This window comes from Sphingomonas echinoides (assembly GCF_029623395.1).
Lineage (GTDB): Bacteria > Pseudomonadota > Alphaproteobacteria > Sphingomonadales > Sphingomonadaceae > Sphingomonas > Sphingomonas echinoides_A.
The window spans coordinates 28,272-48,843 of the sequence record NZ_JAPYKK010000034.1 but is presented as its reverse complement, the minus strand read 5'-3'; the positions used below and the strand labels follow the sequence as shown (position 1 = coordinate 48,843).

Below are 20,572 nucleotides of genomic sequence, written 5' to 3'. Positions count from 1 at the left end.
CGGATCTTCTCCTGCTACACCATGCTCGACGGCGCGATCGAGCCCAAGGCGATCGCCAAGCGCGCGGCGGAACACGGTTTTCCCGCCGCCGCGCTGACCGATCGCAACGGGCTCTATGCCGCGATGGCCTATTCCGACGCCGCGATGGCGGCGGGCGTCCAGCCCGTGATCGGGACGATGCTCGGGCTCTGCCGCCCCGACATGCCCGAGGCGGCGACTCCGGTGATCGACTGGATCGCGCTCTACGCGCAGGACAAGACGGGCTATGACAATCTCTGCAAGCTCGTCTCGCGCGCGCATCTCGATCGTCCGCTCGAACTCGCCGCGCATGTCGATTTCGACGCGCTGGCGGCGTGTTCGGACGGGTTGATCGCGCTCACCGCGGGGCGCGAGGGCGGGCTCGCGCGGCTGTTCGCGGAGGACCAGCCGAGCCGCGCGCTCGCTTATGCCGATCGGTTGCAGGCGCTGTTCCCCGACCGGCTCTATATCGAGCTGACGCGCCGCGCGTGCGAGATCGAGGGCAAGGCCGAACCGCATCTGCTCGACCTGGCGTATGACCGGAACCTGCCGCTGGTCGCGACCAACCCGTGCTGTTTCGCGAACGAGAATTTTAGCGAGGCGCATGACGCTTTGCTGTGCATCGCCAACTCGACCTATATCGCGAGCGATGACCGCCCGCGCAGTTCGCCCGATGCGTGGATGAAACCCGCCAAGGAAATGAAGGCGTTGTTCGCCGATCTTCCCGAGGCGATCGACAACACCATGATCGTCGCGCAGCGCTGCGGCGTGGCCGCGCCCAAGCGCAAGCCGATCCTGCCGAGCCTTGCGGGCGACCGCGAGGCGGAAGCCGAGAAACTGCGCGTCGATGCGCGCGCCGGGCTCGAGCGCCGGCTCGACCGGATCGCCGAGCTCGGGCTGTTGTCCGCCGGGGGCCAGAGTGCCGAGCAGACCGGCGACTGGCGCACCCCGTACCGCGAGCGGATCGAGTTCGAGCTCGACGTCATCATCCAGATGGGGTTCCCGGGTTACTTCCTGATCGTCGCGGACTTCATCAAATGGGCGAAGGATCACGACATCCCGGTCGGCCCGGGCCGTGGTTCGGGCGCGGGTTCGGTCGTCGCCTGGGCGCTGACGATCACCGATCTCGATCCGATGAAGCTGGGGCTGCTGTTCGAACGCTTCCTCAACCCGGAACGCGTGTCGATGCCGGACTTCGACATCGATTTCTGCGAAACCCGGCGTGGCGAAGTGATCCGCTACGTCCAGCAGAAATACGGCCGCGATCAGGTCGCGCAGATCATCACCTTCGGGAAGCTGAAGGCGCGCGCTGTGTTGAAGGACACCGGGCGCGTGCTCCAGATGGGGTACGGCCAGATCGACCGGCTCGCGAAGCTCGTCCCCAATCTGCCCGCCGACCCGTGGACGCTGAAGCGCGCGATCGACGGCGTGTCTGAGCTTCACAGCGAGTATAAGCAGGACGGCAACGTCCGCCACCTGCTCGATCTCGCGATGAAGCTCGAGGGGCTCCCGCGCCACAGCTCGACCCACGCGGCGGGCGTGGTGATCGGCGATCGTCCGCTCGCCGAGCTGGTGCCGTTGTACCGCGATCCGCGCTCGGACATGCCGGTCACGCAGTTCGACATGAAATATGTCGAGGGCGCGGGGCTGGTGAAGTTCGACTTCCTCGGGTTGAAGACGCTGTCGGTTTTGAAGAAGGCGATCGACCTGTTGGCGGTGCGCGGGGTCGTGCTCGATCTCGACGCGCTCGAATGGGACGATGAGGGCGTGTACAAATTGCTGCAGAAAGGCGACACGGTCGGCGTCTTTCAGCTCGAATCGGAGGGAATGCGGCGCACTTTGTCCGCGGTTCGGCCGTCGAATTTCGGCGATATCATCGCGCTCGTGTCGCTGTATCGCCCGGGCCCGATGGACAACATCCCGATGTTCGGCAAGCGCAAGAACGGGTTGGAGCCGATCGTCTATCCGCACGCGCTGCTCGAGGGGATCCTGTCGGAGACCTACGGGATTTTCGTGTACCAGGAACAGGTTATGCAGGCCGCGCAGATCCTCGCGGGCTATTCGCTGGGGCAGGCGGATTTGCTGCGCCGCGCGATGGGCAAGAAGGTCAAGGCCGAGATGGACGCGCAGCGCGCCGGCTTCGTCGAGGGCTGCAAGACGATCAACGGGATCGACAAGGCCAAGGCGAACGAACTGTTCGACTTGATCGACAAGTTCGCCGGCTACGGTTTCAACAAATCGCACGCCGCGGCCTATGCGTCGCTGTCGTACCAGACGGCCTGGCTGAAGGCGCATCATCCGCACGAATTCTACGCCGCATCAATGTGTTTCGACATGACGCTCACGGACAAACTGAGCATCTTCGTCGATGACATGCGGCGTCTGGAAGTCGCGTTGCTGCCCCCCGACATCAACCGCAGCGAAGCCGAGTTCACAGTCGAGGACACCGGCGACGGGTTGGGCGTCCGCTACGCTTTGGCTGCGCTGAAATCGGTCGGCGAGGGCGCGATGGAAAAGCTCGTTCAGGAGCGCGAGGCGAACGGCAAGTTCGAGTCGATCGACGATCTCGCCCGCCGCGTCGACCCCCGCCTGATGAACAAGCGCCAGGTCGAGACGCTCGCCTCGGCCGGCGCGTTCGATTGCCTGGACGAGAACCGTGCGGGGCTACACGCGTGTGCCGAAACGATTTTAGCCACCGCCGCCCGCATCCACGACCAGAAGGTCAGCGGGCAGGGCGGCCTGTTCGGCACCGCCGACGCCGCCGAACCCCCGATCAAACTCCCCCGCTCGGCGCACTGGTCGGTCGCGCAACGGATGGACCAGGAAAAGGACGCGTTCGGCTTCTACCTCTCGGCGCACCCCGTCGACCGCCACGGCCACCTCGCCAAGATGCACGGCGCCCGCAGCTTCGCCGCTTTGGGCGAGCTCTCTATTCCCGACGACGGGACGCGCGCAGGTGCAACGATGGCCGCTTTAGTCGAGGACGCGCGCTGGCGCACCTCGGCGCGCGGCAAGCGCTATCTGATGGCAACCTGTTCAGATCCTTCGGGTCAGTTCATCGCAACCTGCTTCGATGACGCGGTTGCGGCGGATCTAGAGGAAGCCGCGCGCAACAACGGCTGCGGGCTGCTGACGGTCGAACTCGACCGCCGGCCCGGCGAGGAAACGCCGCGCGTCTCGATCAAGCGGATCCAGCCGTTCGAACAGCTCGCCAACAGCGCACGCTTCGCGCTGGAAGTCCGCATCCACAGCCCGATCGGCATCGCGGCCCTCGCAAGCGTCCTCAGCGACGTGCGCGGGGCGCGCGGCGAAGTCTGGGCGACCGTCCCCGTCGCCGATGGCGGCGAGGCGCGTGTCTTGCTCGGACGCGACTTTTTGCTCGACGGAGAGCTTGCCGAGCGCATCGAAGGCTTGCAGGATGTCAGCCAGGTAGAGCTGAGAACCGCCGAAGCGCGGCTGGCTCTGGTGGGGTGAACCAGCACCCCACCGACGGTCTGGAGAGAGACGATGCTCGGCGGAATGCAGGATTTCGAATTGCGTGTGCCGCGTCTGGTCGATCACGCTGCGCGCGAGCACGGCGACCGCGAGATCGTCACGTATTGGGCATCCGGGATCGAGACCCGAACCAATTGGTCCGGAATTGCGCGCGATGCCCGCAAACTGGCGCAAGCGCTTGAACGCCTGTCGATCAAACCGGGAGATCGCGTAGCGACGCTGGCGATGAACCACGCGCACCATCTGGTCGCATGGTACGGTGTGATCGGAATGGGCGGTGTGGTCCACACGATCAATCCGCGGCTGTTCGACGAGCAACTCGCGTTCATCGCCAACCACGCAGAGGACCGCGTGCTGTTCTACGATCGGCAATTTCAGCCGATCGTCGACCGATTGAAGGCGCAGTGGCCCTCGATCGAGCATTACATCTGCTTTGACGACGGCGCGTTCGAAGCACTGATCGGGGCGGAGGATGGCGCGTACGACTGGGTAGAGGGTCCCGAACGGGATCCGTGCATGCTGTGTTACACCAGCGGGACGACCGGAAACCCGAAGGGGGTCCTGTACGAACATCGCTCGACCGTCCTTCACGCGATGGCCGAAGTCGCCCCGTGGGTGTTCGACCTTTTCTCGAACTCAGTGGTCTTGCCCGTCGTGCCGATGTTTCACGCCGCATCCTGGGGCTTGCCGTTCGCGGCCGCGATGGCCGGAGCAAAGGTGGTCTATTCCGCGGCAAACGATCCCGCGGTGTTATGCCGCCTGATGAACGACGAGCAGGTAACGCATTCCGCGGGTGTTCCGACGGTGTGGCTCGCGCTGTTCCAGTATATCGATTCCGGTGGAGAGGCCCCGCAGCACCTACGCCAAGTCACGATCGGTGGGTCGGCCGCACCACGCGCGATGATCGACCGGATCATGGGGATGGGTGCGACCGTAAAGCATCTTTGGGGAATGACCGAGACGTCGCCGATCGGGACGGCGGGGTGCTACCCACCGCATTGGGAAACGATGAGCCGCGACGCCAAGCTCGACCACGCCTGCAAGCAGGGGCAGATTCCGTTCGGGATCGAGCTTCGTGTGGTCGACGATGCCGATACGGTATTGCCGCGCGACGGGGCCAGTTCAGGGCGTCTGCAGGTGCGCGGTCCCTGGGTGGTCAAACGCTATTTTAAGGCCGAATCAGACGCTGTAGACGCCGAACAGTGGTTCGATACCGGCGATGTGGCTGTGCTTCATTCCGACGGGACGATGCAGATTACCGATCGGGCGAAGGACGTCATCAAATCCGGGGGGGAGTGGATTTCTTCGGTCGACCTGGAGAACGCCGCGGTCGGGTGTGGCGGGGTTGCGGAAGCGGCGGCGATCGGCGTCTATCATCCAAAGTGGGACGAGCGTCCGCTGCTGCTCGTCGTCCGAAAATCGGATAGTATCGTCACTGCCGAGGAGATCACTGCGCATCTGTCGGCGCATGTCGCAAAGTGGTGGTTGCCGGACGAGATCCTGTTCGTCGATTCACTTCCGCATACCGCGACGGGCAAGCTATTGAAGACTGCGCTGCGGGCGACGTATCGCAATCATGTGCTGGCCGTGTAAGGGGAAACCGCACAGTATTTCTGACGGCTTTACCCCTTTGGCTTTTCCGCCGCCCATGCCGCTTCCAGAGCGGTTTCTGTTGCAGAGGGGGTACGCAAGCGGAGTGCTTCGATCTTGAGGTCTCGACCAAGCAACGGGCGGCTCTTGGTGCGCCACACGATGTCGTAAATTCCGTTTGTCGTTTGGAGTTTGTCGTCGTTCCAATATTGAACGGTGAGGAGCACGGGCAGTTTGCCGGTCGCGCGATCTTCACGACCATCGGTAACCTTCAACAAGGCGCGCTCATATGCATCCCGGCTGATCGTCTGCGTAGGAGACGTCTGCGGCGCGACTCCTAACGCGTTGGGAAAGACTGCGGTCACGTCGCCCAACGGATGCCGCTCGTCTGTTACAAGGACAAGGTCGCCATTGCGCGCGACTGTCGCCTTGATGGCATAGCGCGCAGCCTCACGGCTTTGCGTGACCGACTGTGTTTGCTTCTCGGCTTGTTCGCTCCGCCTGTCCGACCAGGTCAACCATAACCCCAGAGCCGCGATCGCGACACCTGCCACGCTTACGATCTCCGCCAGTGACACCCATCGGCGACGGATGGCCGCCGCTTCCGCTTTCTCGGCTTTGGTGACAGGGAGGTTCGGCTCAGGAGACTCGCTCATCGACCGCCTGCCTCCAGCACCTGCTGCGGTGCCGCAAGTTCCCAACTGATCGCAATCCGGTCGTCGACACGATCCCAGTCTACCGTATCACCATTCAGCCGTACGGCGATCCAGCCGGACGCTCCAAGATAAGCCGGTTTGTAATACGTTTTCGGATCGAACTCGATCAGTTGCGCTTGTTCATCTCCGCCGGTCGTCCGCACGATCAATGCCGTCTCGCCATCGTCATGATGATTGTGCCAAAAATAGGCAAAGAACTTTCCGTCAGCGACAACGAAGCCTGGCGCTCCGTGAGACTCGCGCTCGAGGGCCTCCGGGAGCGCCAAGCACAGCGTCCGGATGCGTTCAATCAGGGGGGTCGGATCGACGATCATCGAGTTACAAACTCCGCCAGGATACGAGGATAGAGGCGATGTTCCGCTGCCAGAACGCGCCCCGCAAGCGTGTCGGACGTCTCCCCCGGCTCGATCACGACCTCGGTTTGTCCTAGTACTTCGCCACCATCGAGTTCTTCGGTGACGACATGGACCGAACACCCTGCCACTGCGTCGCCGGCCGCGAGAGCGCGCGCATGTGTGTCGAGACCTTTATACTTTGGAAGAAGAGAGGGATGAATGTTGACGATCCTTCCACGCCACGCTTCGACGAACGTGTCTGACACCAGCCGCATGTAACCGGCGAGGGCGATCGTTTCGACGCCTGCCTCGCGCAGGGCATTCTGGAGAGCGCTTTCATACGCAGGCTTGCCGATCCCTTTCGGGGACAGCGTCCAGGTCGCTATGTCGTGATCCTTGGCCCAAGCGATGCCAGCGGCATCCGGTTTGTCCGACGCCACCAGAACGACTTCGTATGGGCACGCATTATCCCGCGCCGCATCGACCAGGGAAATCATGTTCGATCCGCGACCGGAGATGAGAATGCCGACCCTGGTTTTTTGACCGGACATTCAAGCTTTCCCAGTTCCGGCCATCGAGCTGATCAAGGCTCGAAGGCCTCGACCAGGCGATCCTGCTCCAGAACGGACGGACCCGTTCCAGGGGTGGAATGCCGAATCGATCGAAAATGCGGGCTTATCCATGGTTGTGTGTGGCAGTCCAATCAGCTTTGCCGCCCCAGGTTTCGGTCGAGCCTGAAACGGTGCATCCGCGCGCCCCCGGGACGAGTGAGCCGATCGAAAATACCGTCTCACCGGCCGCCTGCAACGCCGCAGTGACGGCTCCAACGTTCTCCGCCGCGACAATGACCGCCATGCCGACACCACAATTGAACGTCCGGGCCATCTCTTCGGGTTCAATATTTCCCTGGGCTTGAAGGAACGCCATCAGCCTGGGCTGCGGCCAGGCGTTGGCGTCGACCTGTGCGTGGACGCCGTCTGGCAAAACGCGCGGGATGTTCTCTAACAAGCCGCCCCCGGTAATATGTGCAAGGCCCTTGATCTGTCGATCTGCGAGCAATGGGAGCAAGGATTTCACATAGATCCGAGTGGGCGCCATCAGGGCGTCGATCAGCCGGACTTCATTGTCGAACAGGGCAGGGCGATCGAGCTTCCATCCCTTGTCCGCAGCCAGCCTCCGAACCAGCGAGAAGCCATTGGAATGCACGCCCGATGAGGCAAGCCCGAGGATCACATCGCCTGCCGCGATATCGTGACCGGTCAATACTTTGTCCCGCTCGACCGCACCGACACAGAAGCCCGCGAGATCGTAGTCGCCCGGCACGTACATACCCGGCATCTCGGCGGTCTCTCCGCCGATCAGCGCGCAACCCGCCTGCAGACATCCCTGGGCGATCGAGGCAATGACTCGTTCGGCCACCACGGGATCAATTTTTGCGGTCGCGTAATAATCCAGAAAGAATAACGGTTCCGCGCCCTGCACGATCAGGTCGTTGGCGCACATCGCAACCAGATCGATCCCCACGCCGTCATGCGCGTTCTGGTCAATCGCGAGCTTGAGCTTGGTGCCGACGCCGTCGTTTGCAGCGACCAGCAGTGGGTCGACAAATCCGGCCGCCTTGAGATCGAAAAATCCGCCAAAGCCGCCGAGATCGGCATCCGCACCAGCACGTCGCGTGGCCTTTGCCATCGGACCTATGGCGCGGACCAGCGCATTGCCGGCCGCAATTGAGACGCCCGCCTGGGCATAAGTGTAGGACGCCTTGTCCGGTTCGTTTTCGCTCATGATGCCCGCCTAGCCATATCCCGCTTGGATTTCCACGCCTCCTTCGCCAAAAGGGCGCCGACATGTCGATCCACCGCTTTTTCCGGCCCTTGGGGCTCGCAGCCGTACTCGGCATTGCGGTGACGGGTGGGTTGGGGCTCGCACAGGGCGACAATCCGACTCAAGGCCTGGCGTCAGCGGATGATTCTGGAAGCTACGAGGTCAGTGGAGTCGCAGTCGACGTTACAGGCAAGTCTGCGGATCAAGCCCGCTTCGCCGGGTGGCGGCTTGCACAGCGTAAAGGTTGGCAGATCCTGTCCAGGCGCCTTGGCGGGGGCGGCGCCATGCTGTCTGACGGTGCTCTTGATAGCATGGTGTCCGGGATCGTCGTCGAAAACGAGCAGATCGGTCCCAATCGATACGTCGCCAAGCTGGGGGTATTATTCAGTCGCGCACGGGCGGGATCGATTCTTGGTGTTGCGGCTGAAGCCACGCGTTCGCAGCCGATGCTGACAATTCCGATCGAAATGAGCGGCGGCGCGGCCGTCGGCTTCGAGCAAAAGACGGCGTGGCAGGACGCTTGGCTTCGCTATCGGACGGGCAATAGCCTGATCGATTATATCCGGCCGACGGGCACCGGGACTGATCCTCTGTTGCTCACTTTTGGCCAGACCGAGCGGCGTGGGCGTGGTTGGTGGCGCGTCGTGCTTGACCAATATGGCGCGACGGATGTTCTTGTTCCTACCGTCCGGATCCGCCGCGAATGGCCCGGGGGGCCGATCATCGGTACGTTCCAGGCGCGGCACGGCCCGGACAATCATTTAATCGCGCAATTCACGCTGCGGGTCGACAACGGCGATGCGTTGCCGGTGCTGCTCGATGCCGGCGTGAAGCGGATCGACGATGCGTATCAGGCCGCGCTGCGGAACGGTGCTCTGATGGGGGATTCTGGGCTCTCCTACGTGGCGCCAGTCGCGACACCGACGCCGCTTGCAACGCCGACCGAACTTCCGCTGCCCGGAGCCGACGGGATGGCTGGTGCGACCGGATCGGTGATCACTGTACAGGTGGACACGCCCACCGCGGCGTCGGTTACAGCGACCGAATTGCAGTTGCAGGGCGTTCCAGGAGTTCGCTCGGCTATCACAACGAGCCTTGCTCTCGGTGGTGTTTCAGTGATGCGGGTTCAATTCGATTCGGATCCCGCCGTACTTCATACGGCGCTTGAAGCGCGGGGCTGGACCGTAGTCGGAAGCGGAACGACCCTCCGCATCCGTCGCAACACGCCTGCAACGCCGGCAGCGCAGGCTGCTTCCACAGACGACACGACCGGCTGATGCCGCGATGTCCGACCCGACGCTCATGACCCTTTCTGCGCAGATGGCGCTGCCATTCGACTGGCCGGCCGATCCGCGTGATGATGAATTCCTGATTGGACCCTCGAATGCTCGGGCTGTCCAGCAGCTCGAGCATTGGAGCACATGGCCCGTAATGGCGGTGGTGGTTACCGGGCCGCGTAAATCGGGACGGAGCCTGATCGCACGGATCTTTGCCGCCAAGACCGGCGGCGGGCTGATCGACGATGCGGAACGGCAGAATGAAGCCGTGATCTTCCATGCGTGGAACAGAGCGCAGGAAGAACGCCGTCCCGTCGTGGTCGTCGCGGACGCGCCGCCACCTGAATGGGAAATCAAGCTACCGGATTTGCGGTCGCGGCTCGTCGCCAGCCCCATGCTGCGGATCGGGGATCCGGATGAGGTGCTGATGGCGGCGCTGTTCGAACGACAGTTCCTGCGCCGCGGGCTGGATGCACGCCCGGACCTCATTCAATGGCTGGTTGCGCGCGTCGAACGCACGCACGTTGCGTTGCTACGCGCAGTCGACCTGCTCGATCAGGTCGTGCTAGAGCGTCGCAAGCGCTTGTCGATCCCGCTCGCGCGGGCAACATTGCAAGAGGCGGGGCTGATCGGCGGCCACGCTCCAGACCCGGCAGAGCATCCATGACGAGACCCGCCCATATCGCGAGCCTTGATCGCGACGACGACCCATTCGTCGGGACCGACGGTAGTGACCGGTATTTCAATCGGGAATTGTCGTGGCTGGCGTTCAATCGCCGGGTGCTGGAGGAGGCGACCAATACCGCGCACCCGCTGCTTGAACGCTTGCGGTTCCTGTCGATTTCAGGGTCTAATCTTGATGAGTTTTTCATGGTGCGGGTTGCCGGTCTGAAGGGCCAGCAGATCCAGGACGTGGGACGTCGTTCGAGCGATGGCCTTACTTCGGGCCAGCAGCTATCGGCGATCGTTGCGGAGGCGGACGCGTTGATCGAAAGTCAGCGTATCGTCTGGCGCGAACTCCGGCGGTTGCTTGCGGAAACCGGGATCGGCGTGCTGAGCTCGCGCACGATCGACGAGGCTTTGACCGCGGACGAGTTGTCCTGGCTGGAAACGCAGTTTCGCGAACAGATCTTTCCGATCCTCACGCCGCAAGCGCTGGACCCCGCGCATCCGTTCCCGTTCATATCGAACAAGGGCCTTGCGGTGATGTTCGATCTGGTTCGCATTTCGGACGACCAGCCGATCCGCGAACTCGTCATGCTTCCGGCGCCGATGCCGCGTTTCCTGCGACTGCCCGGCACCTCCGCGCGATATGTCGCGGTCGAATCGCTGGTGAAGCGGTTCGCGCCGCTGATCTTTCCGGGGTACCGCGTGCTTGGCGCGGCCGAGTTTCGCGTGCTTCGGGACAGCGATATCGAAATTGAGGAAGAAGCCGAGGATCTGGTTCGCTACTTCGCCAACGCGATCAAGCGACGGCGGCGGGGGCGCGTGATCCGGCTCGAACTTGAGAGCGGGATGCCCGAGCGGCTTGGCGCGGTGTTGCGCGATGAACTCGGCGGGCCGGATTGCTTCGTCACCGAAAGCGGCGCCTTCCTCGGCGTGGGCGACCTCGAGGCGATCGTCGACGAGGATCGGCCGGACCTCAAGTTCCCGCCCTTCTCCCCCCGGTTTCCGGAGCGAATCCGCGAATATGGCGGCGATTGCTTTGCGGCGATCAGCGCCAAGGACATCGTCGTTCACCACCCGTACGAGACGTTCGACGTGGTTCTGGCGTTTCTCAAACAGGCTGCGGCGGACCCGGATGTGGTTGCGATCAAGCAGACGTTGTACCGCGCGGGCAAGCAGTCGGCGGTGATCAACGCGCTGATCGCTGCGGCTGAGGCCGGCAAGTCGGTGACGGCCGTGGTCGAACTGAAGGCGCGTTTCGATGAGGAGCAGAATCTGCTGTGGGCGTCGGCGCTGGAGCGTGCCGGGGTGCAGGTGGTTTATGGCTTCATCGACTGGAAAACGCACGCCAAGGTCTCGATGGTGGTCCGGCGCGAAAATGGTCAATATCGCACATACTGTCATTTCGGGACCGGCAACTATCATCCGATAACGGCAAAAATATACACTGATCTCAGCTTCTTCACGGCCGATCCTCGCTTAGGGCGGGATGCCGCCCAGATGTTCAATTACGTGACCGGCTATGTCGAGCCCGAGAATATGGCGCTGATCAGCCTGTCGCCGCGCGACATGCGCCCGCGGCTGATGGACTTGATCGATACCGAGATCGCCAATGCCCATGCGGGCAAACCCGCCGCGATCTGGGCGAAGATGAATTCGGTCGTCGATCCCGAGACAATCGACAAACTTTACGAAGCAAGTGCCGCCGGGGTTCAGATCGAACTAATCATCCGCGGGATCTGCTGCTTGCGTCCGGGGGTTCCGGGACTGTCCGAGAACATCCGCGTCAAGTCGGTGATCGGGCGGTTCCTCGAGCACAGCCGGATCTGGGCGTTCGGCAACGGCAAGGATCTGCCCAACCCCGATGCGTGCCTGTTCATCACATCGGCCGACTGGATGCAGCGCAATTTCGATCGCAGGATCGAATATATGCTGCCGATCGAAAACCGCACGGTCCATGATCAGATCCTTGGCCAGGTGATGGTGGCGAACCTCATCGACGACGAACAAAGCTGGGAATTACAGGCGGATGGCAGTTATGTCCGCGTCATTCCGGGCGAGCGACCGTTCAATCTCCACCGCTATTTCATGACCAACCCGTCGCTATCCGGGCGCGGTGCGGCGCTCGCGGCGAGCGAATCCGTCCCCAAATTGTCGCTTCGGCGCAGGCGTTAGGCACAATCATGGCGACGACCTTTTTCCGCACGCCCAAGCCGGCGAGCCCTCCCGCTGCGCCCGCCGCCAGCGAGGACCGCATGGGCATCATCGACATCGGATCGAATTCGATCCGCCTCGTGGTGTATCAGGGGCCCGAACGCTTGCCGGCGACGCTGTTCAACGAGAAGGTGATGGCGGGCCTCGGTCGCGGGTTGGCCGAAACCGGTGCGATTGCGCGCGACGCTTTGGCAACGGGCTCGGTCGCTTTGGCGCGATTTGCTGCCGTTGCCCGCGAAATGGAGGTGACTCGCCTCCGTACCGTCGCAACCGCCGCGGTGCGCGATGCCAGCAACGGCGCTGAGTTGCTCGCCACCGCGCGCGCGCTCGGGTTGGACGTGGAATTGCTGTCGGGCGAACAGGAAGCCTCCGGCGCGGGCTATGGCGTGCTGTCCGCGATCCCGGATGCCGATGGGATCGTTGGCGATCTGGGCGGCGGAAGCCTTGAACTGATCCGCGTTTCGGGCGGAGAAGTGCGCGACCGGATTTCCTTCCCGCTTGGCGTCCTGCGGATCGGCGCGATCCGCAACAAGGGGCCGGGCGCGCTGCAGCGCGTGGTCGAGCAGGCGCTGCGCGAGTCGGGCTGGTCGGGCAAGGGGGCCGGGCTTCCACTGTATCTCGTCGGGGGATCGTGGCGCGCGCTCGCGCGGCTCGACATGCACATCAACAGCTATCCGCTGCCGGTGATCCATCAATATGCGATGTCGCGCGCCGCGATCGACCGGCTCGGCCGGACGATCAGCCACGTCAATAAAGCATGGCTGCGCGCTGTCCCCGGTCTGTCGGCAAGCCGAGCCGCGACGCTCGGCGATGCCGGGGCTTTGCTGGGCGTACTGATGAAACATCTCGGCACCGAGACGACGGTCGTTTCGGCCTTCGGCCTCCGCGAAGGCCTGATATTTGACGCGCTCGACCCCGCCGTGCGCGCGCAGGATCCGCTCATCGTCGCGGCGCGCGACGAGGGGCAGCGGCACGGACGCTTTCCGGAACATGGCGATCTGCTCGACAGCTGGATCGCGCGACCGTTCCAGCGCGACACGCCGGACATGGTGCGGCTGCGGTTGGCTGCATGCCTGCTGGCGGACGTCGGCTGGCGCGCCAACCCGGAATTCCGGGCCGAACGCGGGGTCGAGATTGCGCTTCATGGCAATTGGGTCGCGGTCGACGCGCGCGGGCGCGCGGTGATGGCGCAGGCCTTGTTCACCAGCCTGGGGGGCGGCCTGGACACGCCAGCTCCGCTTGCGATGCTGGCGCCGCCCGCGGACCTGAAGCGTGCGGTGCAATGGGGGCTTGCGATGCGTCTGGGGCAACGGATGAGCGGCGGACTTGCGGGGCCGTTGTTGCGGACGTCGCTGCACGACGATGGAACGATGCTGACGCTGCGGGTCGCCGAAGCCGACCGCCCCTTGTATAGCGAAACCGTCGAGCGTCGGCATTCGGCGCTGGCAACGTCGTTGGGGCGCAAGATCGCGCTCGCTTCGACGCCGCCGAACTGACGGATCGACACGGTTCCAGCATGATTTAGGACGAAATCGCGCCGTTTCTGTCGTTGGCGGGCGGACGAATGGTTACCAATTGAAAAGAGGGTTAGCATAAACCCCGGTTCGACGTCGTGGCTGACCGTTGGGGGAATGTGATGCAACCGTTCGCGGATCGGCTGACCAACGCGGCAGAGGCTCGCGCCGATCGGGAGAAGACGGCTTCCAGATTGCCCGCGGAACTGGCGATCGTCGTCCCGACGTTCAACGAATCGCGAAACGTGCCGCTGCTGGTCGAGGCGTTGCGCACCGCCTTGGGCGACATCCGTTGGGAAGTCGTTTTCGTCGACGACAATTCGCCGGATGGCACGGCACACCGGGCCCGCGCGCTTGCGCTGGAGGATTACCGAGTCCGCGTCGTGCATCGGTTCGACCGACGAGGCCTTGCCTCTGCCTGTGTCGAGGGCATTCTGGCGACGTCGGCGCCGTATGTCGCGGTGATGGACGGCGACATGCAGCATGACGAGACCATCCTGCGCGACATGCTGGCGCGCCTCCGTAGTGGCGACGTCGATCTGGTGGTCGGCAGCCGCTACGTCGAGGGCGGCGGGATGGGGGACTGGACCCGGCAGCGAATCGCGATGAGCCGGTTCGCGACGACCCTTGCCAACACGCTGACCAAGACCGCGATCGGGGACCCGATGAGCGGTTTCTTCATGCTCACGCGCGAGGCGTTCATGGGCTCTTTGCCCGGTCTTTCGTCGGTCGGGTTCAAGATCCTGCTCGACATCGCGGCATCGTCGCCGACCCCGTTGCGGGTCGCCGAAGTGCCCTTCACCTTCCGCACTCGCCAACATGGCGAGAGCAAGCTCGATGGCCTGGTGCTGTGGGAATATCTCCAGCTCTTGCTCGACAAGATGATCGGCCATGTCGTGCCGATCCGGTTCGTCAGCTTCGCGCTGGTGGGTGGGTCGGGCGTGGTCGTGCATTTCCTGGTGCTGACCTCCGTCTTGCAGACGCTGCTGGCGCTGTTCGGCGCGGCGGACGAAGACCGCTGGTTCGCGATCGCACAGGGCGTGGCGACGCTGGTCGCGACGTCGAGCAACTTCTTCCTCAACAATATCCTGACGTACAGCGATCAGCGTCTCAAAGGGCCGCGTCTGTGGTGGGGGTGGCTTACCTTCAACATCGTCTGCGGGTTCGGGTTGTTCGCCAACGTCGGGGTCGCTCGCTGGTTGTACCAGCACCATAATTATCTGGTGCTGTCCGCGCTGGCAGGGATCGCGGTGACGACGGTGTGGAATTATTCGATGTCGTCGCTCTTCACGTGGCGGAAGCGTCGATGAGCGCCGCGTCGACGGAACGCGCAGCGGGCGTACGGACGAAGCAAGCACGCTCGCGCCACGGGCTGGCGGCGTTCGCGGTGATTCTGCTGCTCGCCGCGGTCCTGCGGTTCGCGCTGTCGGACTACGCCTTGTGGTTCGACGAATATGCGTCGCTGTTCTTCGCGCATCAGCCGTTCGCACGGCTGTGGAGCGCGTGGATGATCCGGGAAACCAATCCGCCATTGTTCTACTCGATCCTGCGGGGATGGTTGCTCCTGGTCGGGCCGATGGACCGGATCACGCTGCGGGTTCCGACGATCATGGCGAGCCTGCTGCTGATTGCGGTGAGCTATTTCGCGCTGGCCCGGCACTATGGCGAACGCGGTGCGGCAGCGGGCGCGCTGTTGCTCGCGGTATCCGCGCAACAGATCGCCTATGCGCATCAGGTGCGTGGCTACAGCATGCTTGCGGTGGCGCTGACGATCTCGTTCTTCAGCCTGATGCGGATCGTCGCGGCGAACGAAAGCAATACGCGGCAGCGCGTGACGTCGTGGGTGGGGTATGTCGGGGGTGCGATCGCGGCGGTCTATCTTCATGGCACGGCGGTGCTTTGGGTGCCGGTCGCGACGCTGGCGCTGATGGCGGTGGACCGGCGGTTCGTTCCCTTCGTCGGGCGCGACTGGTTACGGCTGGCGTTTGCGGATCTGGTGATCGTGATCGGGTCGGGGTGGGCGCTCTATATCATCTACTGGCAGACGCGGGTGCCCAACCCCAATCTGTCGTGGCTGCACTTCCCGGGCGTGCCCATCTCGCTCGAGCTCTTCTGGGCCAGCACGCTTCTGATGCGGGACCCGTGGGGGATGCAGAGCATTGCCGCGACCGTCGTTTTCGGCGCCGCGCTGTTCGGGATTACGCGGACGATCCACCGCAAGGCGACGCAACTCGCGGCGGCGTGCTGGATCGGGATGCTTACGCTGTTCATCCTGTTCAGCCTGAAACAGCCCGTGATCGTCGAACGGACATTGGTCTGGATCGCGATCTTCCCGGTCACGCTCGCCTGTGCGTGGCTGAGCACGCTGCGGAGCCTGCGGACATTCCTGCTCGCCGCCGGCGTACTGACGGGGCTGACCGCGGCGAACCTGTGGGCGACGCAGTCGGGGTTCGAGCTGGAGGACTGGCAGGGGGCGGTCGCGCAAGTGCTGAAGGACCCGCGGGGCGTGATCGTCGTCAGCGGGGAGGGCGGTGCGGTGATCGCGGACGAAGCGTGCAAGTTCGCGGACCAGCGCGAAACGTGCCGGGTGCCGATCATCACATTGTCGGGACAGACCAACAACGCCTGGGCGAAGGGTTATGCGCCCGCGATCCCGACCGTCGGCAAGGATCGGCTCGACCTGCCGAAGACATCGAATCTCTATATGATCCAACGGTTTGCGGAACAACCCTTGAGCGATCTGCAAGCCGCCGGATTGTTGCCGGACGACGGCGAGAACCTCGACTTCTTCGTCGGGCCGTTCGGGCCGCCGCTGGTGTCGCGGCTCGAGCGAAGCGCCTGTGTCGAGGGCAGGGTCCTCAACCCGTCCTGTTCGGCGCCGCGCGACCGCTGAGGACGGTCAGGTGACGGCCTCGGTGCGGGTCATCTTGAGCTTGCCGCCGACGACCGCGAAGGCGAGGCGCCCCTCGACCAGATCGAGCGCGTCGCGGCCGAACTGATCGAAGCGCCAGCCCTCGAGGATCGACAAGCCTTCGCGCTGCCCGGCGGCGAGCGCGTCCAGATCGTCGGTCCGCGCGAGCAGCCGCGCGGCAACGTCGATTTCCTTCGAGCGGATCTTGAGCAGCAGCTTGAGCAGGTCGGCGACCAGCGCGCCGTCTTTGCCGAGCCCGGGCTTGCGATCGTCACGCGCGGGCAGGTCTTCCGCCGCCATCGGTTCGGCATGCTCGATCGCGGCCATCAAGCGCGCGCCGATGTCGTTCTGTGCCCAGGTCGCGGAGAGGCCGCGGACCTTCGCCAGATCCGCCTGCTTGCGCGGGGCGTGGCCCGCCAGATCGGCGATCGTCTCGTCCTTGACGATCCGGCCACGCGGCAGATCCTTCGCGCGGGCTTCGATCTCGCGCCACCGCGCGAGCGCCTTGAGGCGACCGAGCACTTCGGGCTTGCGGCTCGGGATTCGGATGCGCTTCCACGCTTCCTCCGGGTCGTTGGCGTAATTCTTGGGGTCGCCGATCCGCTCCATCTCCTGATCAAGCCACGCGCCGCGCCCGGTCTTGCGCAGGCGGGCGAGCATCCTGGGGAAGATTTCGGCCAGATGCGTCACGTCGCCGATCGCATATTCGATCTGCCGCGCGTCGAGCGGACGGCGGCTCCAGTCGGTAAAGCGCGCGCCCTTGTCGATCGTCAGGCCAAGCCACGCGTCGACGAGGTTAGAATAGCCGATCTGCTCGCCCTGGCCGAGCGCCATCGCCGCGACCTGCGTATCGAACAGCGGATAGGGGGTCTTGCCGGTGAGGTTGTAGATGATCTCAAGGTCCTGCCCGCCGGCGTGGAAGACCTTGAGCACCTCGTCGTTGTTGACCATCAGCTGCAGTAGCGGCGCGAGGTCGAGCCCCGGCGCCATCGGATCGATCGCGGCGGCCTCGTTGCTGTCGGCGATCTGGATCAGGCAGAGCTCCGGCCAGAAGGTGTTCTCGCGCATGAATTCTGTATCGATGCAGACGAAGTCGGCTTCGGCCAGTCGCGTGCAGAGATTGGAGAGCGTGGCGGTGTCGGTGATGAGCGGATGGATGTGCATCACCCCCCCATAGCGACGGTGCAGCGCCTTGACAAAGGTGGGTGAGGGAGGGAAGCGCAGGGCATCCCTTTCACCCTTGTGGAGCGGGCGTCGTGCCCGGTTCGCGCGCGGCCCCGGTCTCCCGGGGTGACGCACATGAGAAGAAGAACGATGCACGCTTATCGCACGCACACCTGCGCCCAGCTGCGCGCCGCCGACGTTGGCTCCTCGGTCAAGCTGTCGGGCTGGGTTCACCGCAAGCGCGACCACGGCAATCTGCTGTTCGTCGATCTGCGCGACCATTACGGCATCACCCAGATCGTTACCGACAGCGACAGCCCGACGCATGCGATGCTCGACAAGGCGCGGCCCGAGTCGGTCGTGACCGTCGTGGGCGACGTGGTCGCGCGCTCGGCCGATACGGTGAACGCGAACCTGCCGTCGGGCGAGATCGAACTGCGGGCGCGGGAAGTGACGGTCCAGTCGTCGGCGCACGAGCTGCCGATGCCGGTGTTCGGCGAGAACGAATATCCCGAGGATATCCGCCTGCGCTACCGCTTCCTTGATCTGCGGCGTGAGCGGTTGCACGCGAACATCCTGCTACGCTCGAACGTGATCGCGTCGTTGCGGACGCGGATGGTCGACCAGGGGTTCACCGAATTCCAGACGCCGATCCTGACCGCGTCGAGCCCCGAGGGCGCGCGCGATTATCTGGTGCCGAGCCGGGTGCATCCGGGCAAGTTCTATGCGCTGCCGCAGGCGCCGCAGATGTTCAAGCAGCTGCTGATGGTGGCGGGCTTCGACCGCTATTTCCAGATCGCGCCGTGCTTCCGCGATGAGGACGCGCGCGCCGATCGTAGCCCGGGCGAATTCTACCAGCTCGATTTCGAGATGAGCTTCGTGACGCAGGACGACGTGTTCGCGGCGATCGAGCCGGTGCTGCACGGCGTGTTCGAGCAGTTCGCCGACTGGCAGGGCAAGGGACGCACCGTCTCGCCGCTGCCGTTCAAGCGCATTCCGTACCGCGAATCGATGCTGAAATACGGCAATGACAAGCCGGATCTGCGCAATCCGATCGTCATTACCGACGTTTCCGAACACTTCCGTGGCTCGGGCTTTGGGCGCTTTGCGTCGATGGTCGAAGGCGGCGATGTCGTCCGCGCATTGGCGGCACCCAACACGCACGAGAAGAGCCGCAAGTTCTTCGACGAGATGAACAGCTGGGCGCAGAGCGAAGGCTTCCCCGGCCTCGGCTATGCGACGCAGAAGGACGGCGTGTTCGGCGGGCCGATCGCCAACAACCACGGGCAGGACGGGATGAAGGCGATCGCCGAGGCGCTCGGGCTCGGTCCGAACGACGGCATCTTCTTCTCGGCGGGCAAGGAAGCGTCGGCCGCCAAGCTCGCGGGTCTGGCGCGGACGCGGGTTGCCGACCAGCTCGGGCTGATCGACGACAAGCGCTTCGAATTCTGCTGGATCGTCGATTTCCCGATGTTCGAATATGACGAGGACGCCAAGAAGGTCGACTTCAGCCACAATCCGTTCTCGATGCCGCAGGGCGAGATGGAAGCGCTCGAGACGATGGACCCGCTCGATATCCTCGCGTTCCAGTATGACATCGTCTGCAACGGGATCGAGCTGTCGTCGGGTGCGATCCGGAACCACAAGCCCGAGATCATGTACAAGGCGTTCGAGATCGCCGGCTACACCCAGGCCGACGTCGACTTGAACTTCGCGGGCATGATCAATGCGTTCAAGTGCGGCGCCCCGCCGCACGGCGGCTCCGCGCCGGGTGTCGACCGGATCGTCATGCTGCTGGCGGACGAGCCCAACATCCGCGAAGTCATCACCTTCCCGATGACGCAGAAGGCGGAAGACCTGATGATGGGCGCGCCCAATTTCGCGACGCCCAAGCAGCTGAAGGAACTCAACCTGCGCGTGACCGGCGATGGCGCCAAGGCGGTCGAGGCGGCAGGCGAAGCGGCGAGCTGAACCCGATCGTCGGGGCTGTCCGGATCGAATGGCGGGGCGTTGCGTATAACAGAGCGGCACCCCGCCGCCGTTCCACGATAAAGGGCCGATCCCGATGACGCTGCACCTCGACGATTACGAAGCCGGGAAGAAATATCACGGCGAGTATGGTGATGATCTGGACGCGCTGCAGGAGCGTCTGGCGCATGTTCAGGTCGCGCATATCGTCCGCAACAAGCGCGCGATCGTCGTATTCTAAGGCTGGGATGCCGCGGGGAAGGGCGGGATCATCAAGCGGCTCTGCGCCGAATGGGACCCGCGCAATTTCGAGGTCTGGCCGATCAAAGCGCCGACGCAGGACGAACTCGACCATCATTTCCTGTGGCGCTTCTGGCAGAAGCTTCCTGCATGCGGCGACATCGCAGTGTTCGACCGCAGCTGGTACGGTCGTGTCCTGGTCGAGCGCGTCGAAGGCTATGCCAGCAAGGACGAATGGAAGCGCGGCTATGACGAGATCAACGCGTTCGAAGCGCAGCAGGTCGATTCGGGGACGACGATCGTCAAGCTGTTCGTCCATGTGACGCAGGCGGAACAGGACAAGCGGCTGGAAGACCGGCTGGAGTCGCCATGGAAGCGCTGGAAAACCGGGATCGATGATTATCGCAATCGCGACAAGCGTGACCAGTATCTCGATGCGATGCACGACATGTTCAAGCGTACAGATACCAAGGCGGCACCGTGGACGATCATCGACGGGAACGACAAGAAGGCCGGGCGAATCGCCGCGCTGACCGCGATCGCCGAAGCGCTGGAAGCGCAGGTCGACATGACGCCGCCCGAACTTGACCCGGAGATCGAGAAGGTCGCACGCAAGGCTTTGGGAATTTAGCGGCGGGGA

The 20,572-nt window shown here is 63.9% G+C and carries 14 protein-coding genes and 1 pseudogene; 10 read left to right on the top strand and 5 right to left on the bottom strand.

From position 1 onward, the window contains the following. Nucleotides 1-3,492, top strand: a 3,492-nt coding sequence (dnaE, locus tag QBJ92_RS16705) for a DNA polymerase III subunit alpha (RefSeq protein WP_277970837.1), incomplete at its 5' end; no start/stop codon positions are given. Nucleotides 3,493-3,525: 33 nt separating this feature from the next. Beyond that, nucleotides 3,526-5,106, top strand: coding sequence for a long-chain fatty acid--CoA ligase (locus tag QBJ92_RS16700; protein WP_277970836.1), 1,581 nt, complete (start codon nucleotides 3,526-3,528; stop codon nucleotides 5,104-5,106). 29 nt (nucleotides 5,107-5,135) lie between these two features. Here the strand turns inward: QBJ92_RS16700 and QBJ92_RS16695 are convergent, their stop codons facing one another. From QBJ92_RS16695 to purM, 4 genes are all read right to left on the bottom strand, one after another. Further along, on the bottom strand, nucleotides 5,136-5,759 hold the full coding sequence (locus QBJ92_RS16695; RefSeq protein ID WP_277970835.1) for a hypothetical protein: 624 nt from the start codon (nucleotides 5,757-5,759) through the stop codon (nucleotides 5,136-5,138). After that, nucleotides 5,756-6,133, bottom strand: a complete 378-nt coding sequence (locus QBJ92_RS16690) for an MmcQ/YjbR family DNA-binding protein (protein WP_277970834.1) — start codon at nucleotides 6,131-6,133, stop codon at nucleotides 5,756-5,758. The genes QBJ92_RS16695 and QBJ92_RS16690 overlap by 4 nt, the downstream gene beginning before the upstream one ends. Further along, nucleotides 6,130-6,705, bottom strand: coding sequence for a phosphoribosylglycinamide formyltransferase (purN, locus tag QBJ92_RS16685; protein ID WP_277970833.1), 576 nt, complete (start codon nucleotides 6,703-6,705; stop codon nucleotides 6,130-6,132). The genes QBJ92_RS16690 and purN overlap by 4 nt, the downstream gene beginning before the upstream one ends. A gap of 124 nt (nucleotides 6,706-6,829) precedes the next feature. After that, nucleotides 6,830-7,939 (bottom strand): phosphoribosylformylglycinamidine cyclo-ligase, encoded by a 1,110-nt coding sequence (gene purM / locus QBJ92_RS16680; protein WP_277970832.1) that lies wholly within the window; start codon nucleotides 7,937-7,939, stop codon nucleotides 6,830-6,832. Nucleotides 7,940-8,001: 62 nt separating this feature from the next. On the opposite strand from purM, the gene QBJ92_RS16675 reads away from it, so the two are divergent. The 6 genes from QBJ92_RS16675 (at nucleotide 8,002) to QBJ92_RS16650 (ending at nucleotide 16,542) form a co-directional block, all read left to right on the top strand. Next, nucleotides 8,002-9,255, top strand: a complete 1,254-nt coding sequence (locus tag QBJ92_RS16675) for a heavy-metal-associated domain-containing protein (RefSeq protein ID WP_277970831.1) — start codon at nucleotides 8,002-8,004, stop codon at nucleotides 9,253-9,255. Nucleotides 9,256-9,298: 43 nt separating this feature from the next. Continuing rightward, nucleotides 9,299-9,922, top strand: coding sequence for an HdaA/DnaA family protein (locus QBJ92_RS16670; protein ID WP_277970839.1), 624 nt, complete (start codon nucleotides 9,299-9,301; stop codon nucleotides 9,920-9,922). After that, nucleotides 9,919-12,096 carry an RNA degradosome polyphosphate kinase gene (locus QBJ92_RS16665; protein WP_277970830.1) on the top strand — a complete coding sequence of 726 codons (2,178 nt, stop codon included), beginning with the start codon at nucleotides 9,919-9,921 and terminating at the stop codon, nucleotides 12,094-12,096. The genes QBJ92_RS16670 and QBJ92_RS16665 overlap by 4 nt, the downstream gene beginning before the upstream one ends. A gap of 8 nt (nucleotides 12,097-12,104) precedes the next feature. Then, nucleotides 12,105-13,631 carry a Ppx/GppA family phosphatase gene (locus tag QBJ92_RS16660; protein WP_277970829.1) on the top strand — a complete coding sequence of 509 codons (1,527 nt, stop codon included), beginning with the start codon at nucleotides 12,105-12,107 and terminating at the stop codon, nucleotides 13,629-13,631. Nucleotides 13,632-13,771: 140 nt separating this feature from the next. After that, nucleotides 13,772-14,959: a glycosyltransferase family 2 protein gene (locus QBJ92_RS16655; protein WP_277970828.1), complete on the top strand. Its 1,188-nt coding sequence runs from the start codon at nucleotides 13,772-13,774 to the stop codon at nucleotides 14,957-14,959. Continuing rightward, a complete protein-coding gene (locus tag QBJ92_RS16650; RefSeq protein WP_277970827.1) occupies nucleotides 14,956-16,542 on the top strand; it encodes a glycosyltransferase family 39 protein in 1,587 nt (528 codons plus the stop codon). Before QBJ92_RS16655 ends, QBJ92_RS16650 begins: the two co-directional genes overlap by 4 nt. Before the next feature lie 6 nt (nucleotides 16,543-16,548). On the opposite strand, the gene rnd is transcribed toward QBJ92_RS16650, so the two are convergent. Beyond that, the gene (gene rnd / locus QBJ92_RS16645; protein ID WP_277970826.1) at nucleotides 16,549-17,724 is read right to left on the bottom strand and encodes a ribonuclease D; all 1,176 of its coding nucleotides are present in this window, start codon (nucleotides 17,722-17,724) and stop codon (nucleotides 16,549-16,551) included. A 150-nt stretch (nucleotides 17,725-17,874) separates the two neighbouring features. On the opposite strand from rnd, the gene aspS reads away from it, so the two are divergent. Then, the gene (gene aspS, locus QBJ92_RS16640; RefSeq protein WP_277970825.1) at nucleotides 17,875-19,695 is read left to right on the top strand and encodes an aspartate--tRNA ligase; all 1,821 of its coding nucleotides are present in this window, start codon (nucleotides 17,875-17,877) and stop codon (nucleotides 19,693-19,695) included. A 94-nt stretch (nucleotides 19,696-19,789) separates the two neighbouring features. Next, a pseudogene (locus QBJ92_RS16635) lies at nucleotides 19,790-20,563 on the top strand (polyphosphate kinase 2 family protein). The last annotated feature ends 9 nt before the right edge of the window (nucleotides 20,564-20,572 follow it).